General features: G+C 46.6%; 5 protein-coding genes. 4 read left to right on the top strand and 1 reads right to left on the bottom strand.

The annotated features are described in order from the left end of the window. Positions 1 to 95: 95 nt before the first annotated feature. On the bottom strand, positions 96 to 713 hold the full coding sequence (locus IM477_RS02310; protein WP_287730401.1) for a 7-carboxy-7-deazaguanine synthase QueE: 618 nt from the start codon (positions 711 to 713) through the stop codon (positions 96 to 98). On the opposite strand from IM477_RS02310, the gene IM477_RS02315 reads away from it, so the two are divergent. From IM477_RS02315 to IM477_RS02330, 4 genes are all read left to right on the top strand, one after another. Next, the gene (locus IM477_RS02315) at positions 690 to 1,247 is read left to right on the top strand and encodes a Ycf51 family protein (protein ID WP_016514618.1); all 558 of its coding nucleotides are present in this window, start codon (positions 690 to 692) and stop codon (positions 1,245 to 1,247) included. The genes IM477_RS02310 and IM477_RS02315 overlap by 24 nt on opposite strands. 20 nt (positions 1,248 to 1,267) lie before the next feature. Beyond that, positions 1,268 to 2,377: an iron-containing alcohol dehydrogenase family protein gene (locus IM477_RS02320; RefSeq protein ID WP_287730402.1), complete on the top strand. Its 1,110-nt coding sequence runs from the start codon at positions 1,268 to 1,270 to the stop codon at positions 2,375 to 2,377. 1,168 nt (positions 2,378 to 3,545) lie between these two features. Continuing rightward, positions 3,546 to 7,973, top strand: a complete 4,428-nt coding sequence (locus IM477_RS02325; RefSeq protein WP_287730403.1) for a DUF8508 domain-containing protein — start codon at positions 3,546 to 3,548, stop codon at positions 7,971 to 7,973. 96 nt (positions 7,974 to 8,069) lie between these two features. Then, the gene (locus IM477_RS02330) at positions 8,070 to 8,585 is read left to right on the top strand and encodes a PEP-CTERM sorting domain-containing protein (protein ID WP_287730404.1); all 516 of its coding nucleotides are present in this window, start codon (positions 8,070 to 8,072) and stop codon (positions 8,583 to 8,585) included. Positions 8,586 to 9,107: the final 522 nt, after the last annotated feature.

Raw genomic sequence — 9,107 nt, forward strand, 5'->3', positions numbered from 1 at the left:
GCGTTGCGGGGGGAGATGGGAGCAGGAGAAAAAAGCTGATAACTGATAACTGATAACTGATAACTGATAACTGATAACTGATAACTGATAACTGACTAGCGGACTCCTAAAAACTTATGGGTTTGGAGACTGAGGTGCCATTGGGGATGCTGGAGAACATAATTAAAGACTAACTCTTTGCTTTCCACTGTATTCCATTCGGGTTGCAGATATTTGATCACCCCTTCCGATAACTTACTTTCCTGGATGGCTGCCCAGTCTAAATCCTCTGGATGAGCCACGACAATTTTTAACTCATTCACCCGTGCATAAATACTAGGATCGGGCATTTTATAAGTTTTAGGAGAAAAAGTCACCCAATCGAAAACCCCAGTAAAAGGATGAGCGCCAGAAGTTTCTAAATGTACCCGTAAACCCTGATTTTTTAATTCCTTGGTCAAAGGATCAAGATTGTGCATCAAAGGTTCACCCCCGGTAATGACCACCATAGCGGGGTTAGCCCCTTTTGCCATCTCTACCAATTCCCGCAGGGATTGTTGGGGATAACGGTGGGCATTCCAAGACTCTTTTTGGTCGCACCAAGGGCAATAGACATCGCAACCTCCCAAACGGAGGAAAAAAGCATTGCTTCCCGTCCAAAAGCCCTCGCCCTGCACAGAATGGAAAGTTTCGACAACAGGATAGGTACAATGGTTTATGCTAACCGTTTTCATAGAATCAGTATTATAGAAAATATGGACATTCCCCTGAACTTTGCCAAATACATCCAATGGTCTGGTATTGCCACGCTGGTTTTTTTGGTACTCACGATTATCGCTTTTCTCGTCGGTTGGGGAATCCGCTTTCGTCTCGTCGGTGTCACTAGCTTTATGGCTGTGTTGACGGTCGGAATTTTCGGTCTTGGGTTAGGATTATTTACTCGTACCGAAATTCCGGGAGCGGTGAGATTCTCCCTTGTCTATGATAACGGAGCTAATCAAGCTGTTATCTCCCTGCCCAATACTGTTACTGCCGAGCAGGTGGAGGCAACCCTAAAACAAGCCGCTAGTGACTTGTTTTCCTCTGGTCGCGCCGGTGCTGGCGGTAATAATCAATTTATCATTAGCGCTCGCACTCTGGTTCACCCTCAGCCCGGTTTATCTGCTCCTTTGTACTTAGGACAGATTAAAAAATCCTTCTCCGCCCCGGGGGATAATACTCCTGAACTACAGCTTTTTCCCGAAAGTTTCGCTAAAATTAGCCAATAATCCTGAGAGGTTGTCAAAAAATGTCCAATGCTGTCGCTGTTTTGCCCCTGTTAATCGCCCCCGCACAAGTGATTCGGGGTGACAATGCCCTAGAAGAATCCACCGGCAAGTTAGCGGATTTGGGCAAACGTCCCCTGGTGGTGGGCGGCGATCGCAATTTAGCTTTTTTGTCATCTCCCCTGAAAAATCTCACCCCCAGCTATCACAGTTATGCCCCCGATTGTTCGGAAAATTCCTTAGCATATTTAAAGGCATCTGTCAAGAGTCATGAGGCAGATTTTATCATCGGTGTGGGTGGCGGCAAGGCCCTCGATACGGCCAAATTACTCGCCCATCAGTGCCATTTGCCGATCGCCACGATTCCCACCTCCGCGGCCACTTGTGCCGCTTGGACAGCCCTATCTAACATCTATTCCGACGCGGGGGCGTTTCTTTACGATCTGTCCCTAGCCCGTTGCCCGGATTTATTAATTCTCGATTACGGTATTATCCAAACTGCCCCGAAAAGAACCTTAATCGCCGGTATTGGCGATGCGATCGCTAAATGGTACGAAGCTTCCGTCAGTAGCGGTCATTGCACAGAAACCCTGATCATTGCCGCTGTCCAACAGGCCCGGGTTTTGCGGGATATTCTTTTCCAAAAATCCCCGGCAGCCCTGGAAAATATCGGCGGGGAGGACTGGAAACAGGTGGTGGATGCCACCGTTTTATTAGCCGGAGTAATTGGTGGTTTAGGGGGCGCTAATTGTCGTACCGTGGCCGCCCATGCAATTCATAATGGTTTAACCCATATTCCCGCTTGCCATCATGCCCTGCACGGGGAAAAAGTCGCCTACGGCATCCTCGCCCAATTGCGTCTAGAGGAAATAGTTTTGGGCAATCAATTGGCAGTATCGGCCCGGGGGCAACTAATCCAGTTTTATGAACAAATTGGTTTACCGAAATCCCTAGAGGATTTAGGATTAAGAGACGTTTCCCTTGCCCAATTGCGCCACGCGGCGGCAATTGCCTGTCAGCCTAATTCTGACATTCATCGTTTACCTTTTACGGTTTCCCCCGAACAAGTTATGGCGGCCATGGTTTCTACTACCACTGCCGATACAATCGGGCAGAAAGTTAAAGCTAATTAAGGGCAATATTTTCGGGACTGATTATTAACGGAGGCAGGGGGCAGGAGGCCGTTTTTGTAACGGGGATTTATGCCCCGCTCCCAAAACTTTTCGCCCTAAGGCGAGGTTTTAGACCCGATTTTTTCGATAAAATTCTCACCTATAGCCCTAGGTTTTGAGCAGCAAATCAATCACAGCGCTCAACTAAACCATCCTGAAAGTCCCCCAAGCCTGAAAATCCTGATGCTGACAATTAAAAGAATAATCACCCTGCAATTGTGGGTTGGGTTGAATGATAGTGAAACCCAATAGGGAGTAAGCGTTGGGGGTGGTGCGTTCCCAAATACAAATTAATGTTAAAGCCACAATGGTTTGAGGGAACGCACCCTACAGGCTCATGCTGAAGAGGACTAGCTATACAGTCGCTTTCTTTAAGTTCTTCAAGGATTCGCCAGATGATTGGGTACATTATTAGAGCGTAAGTCCTTTACCGAAAATTTCGGTTGAAAGCCCCGCAGCAATTCTCATTTTACCCATCTTCTGGTACTCTCCGAAAACCCTGACAATTTATAAATTTTGTAACTCTTATCTGGGAGGCGGTCTTGCTGCACAAATGCCCTAGCAAGGACCACTTATTTCTTAATAAAAATTTGACCAAGTAATCAAAATTAAAAAATTAATGACAAAGAACTCAATCTATTGATATTAAATGTCTTGAGAATCTTTTGTTAATAGAAAAACTCTGGGAGTAACCGAGGATGTTACCAGTCATAGGGTTTCTCAGCAACTTGAGGTATATTTGCGAGGCTAAACCCCTTTATTGGCAAGAATATATATGCAATTCACATTTGTGAGAAACGATACAATACAAAATTAATCGAGCAAAAGACGATTGTTAATCTTGTCTTATCTAGATGTTAAAGAAAGTCCTATAGTATTGTTTCTGTGTCTATTATTTTAAGTGCTTTTCGCATTAGAAATTTTTCAGACCCTATCACCGCAGGTCGTAGAAAAAAAAGTCGGTATTCGATGAATACCACTCTACAGTCTATGAGATCAGAAATTATTCGTCTGTTTCTACCTGTATTTTTTGACACACCAGACTTTTACTCTATACTCCCCATCGTCACAGATAGACGAAATAAACGGAGCGAGTGTAATTTATCCAGATACAAAGGACAAGAAAGCGATGATTACTATTGCCGATCCAACCGCACTAGAGTTACCTCTTCTGGGACAAGATGATACTTACAACGACCTGAACATAGCCGAGACAACCTTTTCGGAAATTCGCATCCGCGACATTCAGGGAACTGGATTAGTATCGAGCCTAACAGGGACGCCGGTGAGCAATGTAGCCGGAATCGTCACGGCGATCGCCAATAATGGCTTTTACCTACAAGACCCCGATCCGGACAACGATCCGCGAACCTCGGAAGGCATCTTCGTCTTTACGGGAACGAGAAACCTCGGTGTAAACGGACTCAATATCACGGTTGGAGCGTCGGTTCGAGTCAGTGGAGAGGAGGTGGAGGAAAGACGACCGCGAGTGAATGTACTCGACGAAGACGGCAACCCGGTATTCGACGAAAACGGCAACCCGGAACTAGAAGACGACCTTACTGTTCTCAGTGTCACCCGGATCCGTGCCAGCTTAAACAGAAACAGAATCGAAGTGGTAAGTTCGGGCAATCCCTTACCCGCCCCCATTCTCATCGGATCGGGAGGTCGCGTACCCCCCAACCAAATCATCGCAGGAACGAACTTCTCCCCTGACACCTTCGACATCCCCTTAGATTTAAATACCGGTATCGGCTTCTATGAAAGCTTGGAAGGAATGCTGGTAACGGTACAGGATACCATGGCGGTCAGTCCGACGATTATCCGACCTACTAGCTCGGATTCAATATGGACGGTGGCGAATCGAGGGGCTGACGCTACCGGCATCAACAGTCGCGGTGGTATTGGCATCGCTCCTGATGATTTCAACCCCGAACGGATTCAAATCAGCGCCACAGGCCTGCCACGAGTTGATGTGGGCGATCTCTTAGGGAATCTGACAGGGGTAGTTGATTACGCGTTCGGTGACTACCGGGTCTTAGTAACCGAACCAGTTCAAGCCACTTCTGGCGGATTGCAACGGGAAGTGACGAATCTAATAGGCACGGCAGATCAGCTAACGATCGCCAGTTATAACGTGGAAAATCTCAATCCCACTGAATCGAACCCAGGTGGCCTCGAGAGATTCGGCGTACTCGCCAATCAAATCGTCAATAACCTGAGAGCTCCCGATATTATCGGACTTCAGGAAATTCAAGACAACAACGGCCCGATCAACGACGGTACGGTAGCGGCGGATTTAACCTATCAAGCTTTAATCGACGCGATCACGGCCGCAGGCGGTCCTACCTACCAGTTCCTGAATATCGATCCCGTCGATGGTCGAGATGGGGGTGCGCCAGGTACTAATATTCGAGTTGGCTATCTCTATAACCCTGATCGTGTTAGCTTTGTAGAAGGTTCCCTCCGACGGATCACCGACCCCATCGCCACGCCCGATAATGATGGTGCTTTTACCAACAGTCGCAAGCCTCTAGTCGCCACCTTTACGTTTAACGGACAGGAAGTGACGGTAATTAACAATCACTTGACCTCCAGACGCGGTGGCAATGGTTTATTTGGCAATGTTCAACCCCCCAATATTGGAAGCGCGGAAGTACGAGCCAATCAAGCTACGGTTATCAATAGCGAAGTCAACGCGATTCTGGCGGACGATCCCAATGCTAACGTGGTGGTTTTAGGGGATCTTAACGGCTTTGATTTTGAAGAGTTCCAGCAAATTCTCAGTGGTGGGGTGCTAACCAATCTTTCTCAAACCCTGGATGTCAGAGATCGCGCCACCTTCAACTTCCAAGGTAACTCCCAAGCCTTAGACCATGTTTTGATAACCAATAATCTCGCCAGTGAGGCCGAGTACGATATCGTTCATGTCAACGTTGATTTTATCGATCAGCCCGCCGATCATGAACCTATCCTTGCAACCCTCAACTTGCCGTTTACCCTACAAATTCTGCAAGCCTCCGATCAAGAAGCGGGTATTCCGGCTTTTCAAGATATTCTTGGCTTCTCGGCGGTAATGAATGCCTTGGATAACCGGTACGCCAATACTCTGAAATTAACTACGGGAGATGTTTACATTTCCAGTCCCTTCTTTAATGCCAGCCGCGATATTTACGATAACGCCACAACGGCTAATCCACAGGCGGATCAAGGGGGCATCGCCGACATCCTCATTAACAATGAATTAGGCTGGGATGTGGCCTCAGTGGGCAACCATGAATTTAGTGGCGGTGCCGGTTCTTTCCTCAACTTGGTCGCCCCGAATCCTAATTGGGTTAATGGGCAGAATGGCGGTGTCGGTATCGGTGCAGGAGGATATCCGGGAGCCGCATTCCCCTATTTAGCCAATAACCTCGATTATAGTAATGTTACCCTTCCCAACGGTTTAGCCGTGGTCGCTAACGGGGGAGCGCCTTTACCCAATACCCTAACCGGAAGCGTGGTTAAGGACTTTAACGGCGAAAAAGTGGGAATTATCGGCATTGTTACCCCCTATCTCAAATCGATCGCCGATACCGGAGCGATACAAGTAACCACCCGGGATGCCAACGGCAACGTGATTACCGGGACGACTTCCGTGGATGTGCAAGTGGATTCCATCATCCGCAACATCACCCCCGAAGTCCAAGCTTTAAGCAATGCGGGCATCAATAAGATTGTTTTGATGACTCACCTGCAAGAATCCCGCATCGAAATCGCTTTGGCCGAGGAAATGGCAGCCCTCGGGTTAGGGGTTGATCTACTTTTTGGGGGTGGTTCTCACCAACAGATGTCTTCCAGTACCGGAGTTCCCCCCCTACGGGAAGATGAAACCCAACAAAATAACGGACAGTTATTGCAACCCTTTCCCCAAATGTACGGGGGTGGAGATAACCGGGTTATTTACGTCAATTCAGCCGCAAATTATCGCTACTTGAATCAATTAGTCGTCACTTTTGATGATCGAGGTGTCATCACCACGATTGGAGATGATAGCGGTCCCTATGCCACTGATATTGCGGGAGTCGATCGCCTCTACGATGAATCGATTACTACCTTTGATCAAGTTAAAGCTAAAGCTGATCAAGATATAGTCGGAATTGTCGATGGAGTACAAGACTTCGTTAACATCCTAGACGGTACTATTTTCGGTCAAACCGATGTTTTTCTCAACGGAGTTCGGGGGGATGTACGCACCCAAGAGACTAATTTAGGTAACTTGACCGCAGACGCTCAAGACTTCTACGCCGAAGCCTATTTGAATGAGCATAACCTACTACCTGGCTTTAACAAGATCGATATCTCCTTCACCAATGGAGGCTCGATTCGGGATCAGATTGGACGGTTTGAAATCGGAGATTCGGGAATTATTCCTCTGCCCCCTCAAGCTAATTCCGAAGTGGGCAAAGAGGAAGGGGATGTCTCTCAACTTGATATTTCCAATTCCTTACGGTTCGATGGCGATATCGTTGTCGGTACAGTCAACGCCACCGGATTTCTCCAACTGGCCGAACACATGATTTCTTCGGTGGAAACGGGGAACGGTCGTTTTGGTCAAATCGGTGGCTTTAACTTTAGTTATGACCCCAACGCTCCAACCAGTCAACGGATTCGCAGTCTGGCCCTAGCAGATGCAACGGGCAATAGTGTCCAAACCATTGTGAAAAATGGGGAATTAGTAGTTGCTTCCAACACCGTTTTTAGTGTTGTCACGCCAGGTTTCCTGGCAAATGGTGGTGATAGTTATCCCACGGTGATCCAGAATATCCGTCGTTTGACTGATTTTGACGAACCCGATTCTCTGGGGAACGCCAATCTCCGACCCGGACGGATACAGGATGCCTTTGCGGAGTATCTCTCAGCTTTTTACAACAATAACAACGGACAACACCCCTTCAACCAGGCCGATACTCCCCAATCAGAAGATCAACGGATTCAAAGCCTCGGTTTCCGTCAAGATACGGTTCTCGATGGTATCACCCCTTTACCAACAAATGTTAACGGAACGTCTGGCGATGATACTTTTGACGCGGCTGTGCGCGATGGCAAACAATTTATCGGCAATAATCAAATTCTCAATACGGGAAGCGGGAATGACACTGTCAACGTTCGCTTTGCTGTCGGTGGTAATAACATCCGTACCGCTTCGGGCAATGACACCGTTTACGCCGGAACCAATAACCGTATCGATACGGGTGTCGGGAATGATCTACTTTTCTTGGGGTCTGCCGGTGGTAATAATATCGTCACCGGAGGGACAGGGAAGGATAATTTCTGGATTACAGAAAATGATGCGCTCTTACCGGCAAATCCCAATATCATCGCTGATTACAGAGCAAATCAAGGGGATCTGATTGGTTTCTTCTCTACTAGCTTAAGTTTTGGTTCTCGCGGCACGAATTGGGATTATCATCAAGCGGGTGCAAATACCATTATTGAAGCTTTTGGACAAGATGTAGCCATTCTCAATGGAATTAATGCCTCTACCTTGACTCAAGCTAATTTCATCTTTAGTTAGGCTCTCTAACTAACTGAATTGAGGGGCGCGACTCATCAAACGCGCACCTTTCAACCCTAATATTTTCAGCACATCTTATTGGATGAGGACAAAATCATGAATTCCTGGCAACGCAACGCAGTGATTACTTCTGGGGTAGTTTTAAGTCTTGCAGTTCGGCAAGTCAATCCCGCTCAAGCGGCTATCGTAAATTACAATCTAGCAGGAACAATAGAAACCGGTTTATTGACAGGAGAAACTTTTTCTGGAACTTTTAGCTATGATAATTCCCTGTTAACGGGTTCAGGCTTTGAATTTTTAGATGTATCTCAAGTCAACTTGAATTTTTTAAGCTCGACTTTTACTGCTGTTAATGCGGACTCTAATCCTACTGTGGAATTTTTAGATGGTATCCTTCTAGGGTTGAATTTTTCAACGTCTAGTTTTACTCCAGAATTCTTGCTAATGCCCGCTTTCGGTGCCATGGAGGCTACTTTTTCCTATATTGGAACTAATGATAACGGTTCAGGCCCCGTTCAATATGCCCTGGTTCCTGAACCTTCAACTGTTTTAGGAATTATCGCTTTAGGTATCGGCGGTTTTTTGGTGGGTAGAAAACGAGAGTATCATTAAAACTCGTGTTTTACATCAATAATTTAAGCCACCTCAAGTAAGGGCAAATCAAGGATTTGCTAGGGGTTTTGAATTGAGCTATGTGGGAGCATCCCACTTAGGCGATAAGTATTGGTACTTATCGCCTATCAAGTAGGGCGAAAAATCAAAATAATATCGACAAAATGAGTAGGGTAAGCTCATCTAATTTGGTATAAATTGCACTTGACAAAGATTTATAAATAGGGTAGGAAACTCGCTATAGCACCGTCCCGCACCGCCGGTACCCAGACTTAGCCTCTGCTACTTATGTAGGGCTTGCTGAATAATGGTAAAACCCTTTTAAAATAAGGCTTTTGATCTGTTAAAATCCGATGTTCATGCTGCGAAAATAGGATTAAGACCTTCAAAAACCTTGCATGATCCTTTTTTAGTACATAAACTGGTACAAAAAAAAGAGGGCAACAAAGCCTGAAACGACCGGCTACTGACGACCGACGACCGACTCCTAACCCCACCAACAAACTTTTTCAGCAAACCCTA

This window comes from Microcystis sp. M090S1, assembly GCF_020246295.1.
In the GTDB taxonomy this organism is placed as follows: domain Bacteria; phylum Cyanobacteriota; class Cyanobacteriia; order Cyanobacteriales; family Microcystaceae; genus Microcystis; species Microcystis aeruginosa.

Excerpts from the sequence above, each read along its gene's own strand:
- IM477_RS02315 (WP_016514618.1), top strand. The coding sequence starts at position 690 with ATGGTTTATGCTAACCGTTTTCATAGAATCAGTATTATAGAAAATATG.
- IM477_RS02310 (WP_287730401.1), bottom strand. The coding sequence starts at position 713 with ATGAAAACGGTTAGCATAAACCATTGTACCTATCCTGTTGTCGAAACT.
- IM477_RS02320 (WP_287730402.1), top strand. The coding sequence starts at position 1,268 with ATGTCCAATGCTGTCGCTGTTTTGCCCCTGTTAATCGCCCCCGCACAA.
- IM477_RS02325 (WP_287730403.1), top strand. The coding sequence starts at position 3,546 with ATGATTACTATTGCCGATCCAACCGCACTAGAGTTACCTCTTCTGGGA.
- IM477_RS02330 (WP_287730404.1), top strand. The coding sequence starts at position 8,070 with ATGAATTCCTGGCAACGCAACGCAGTGATTACTTCTGGGGTAGTTTTA.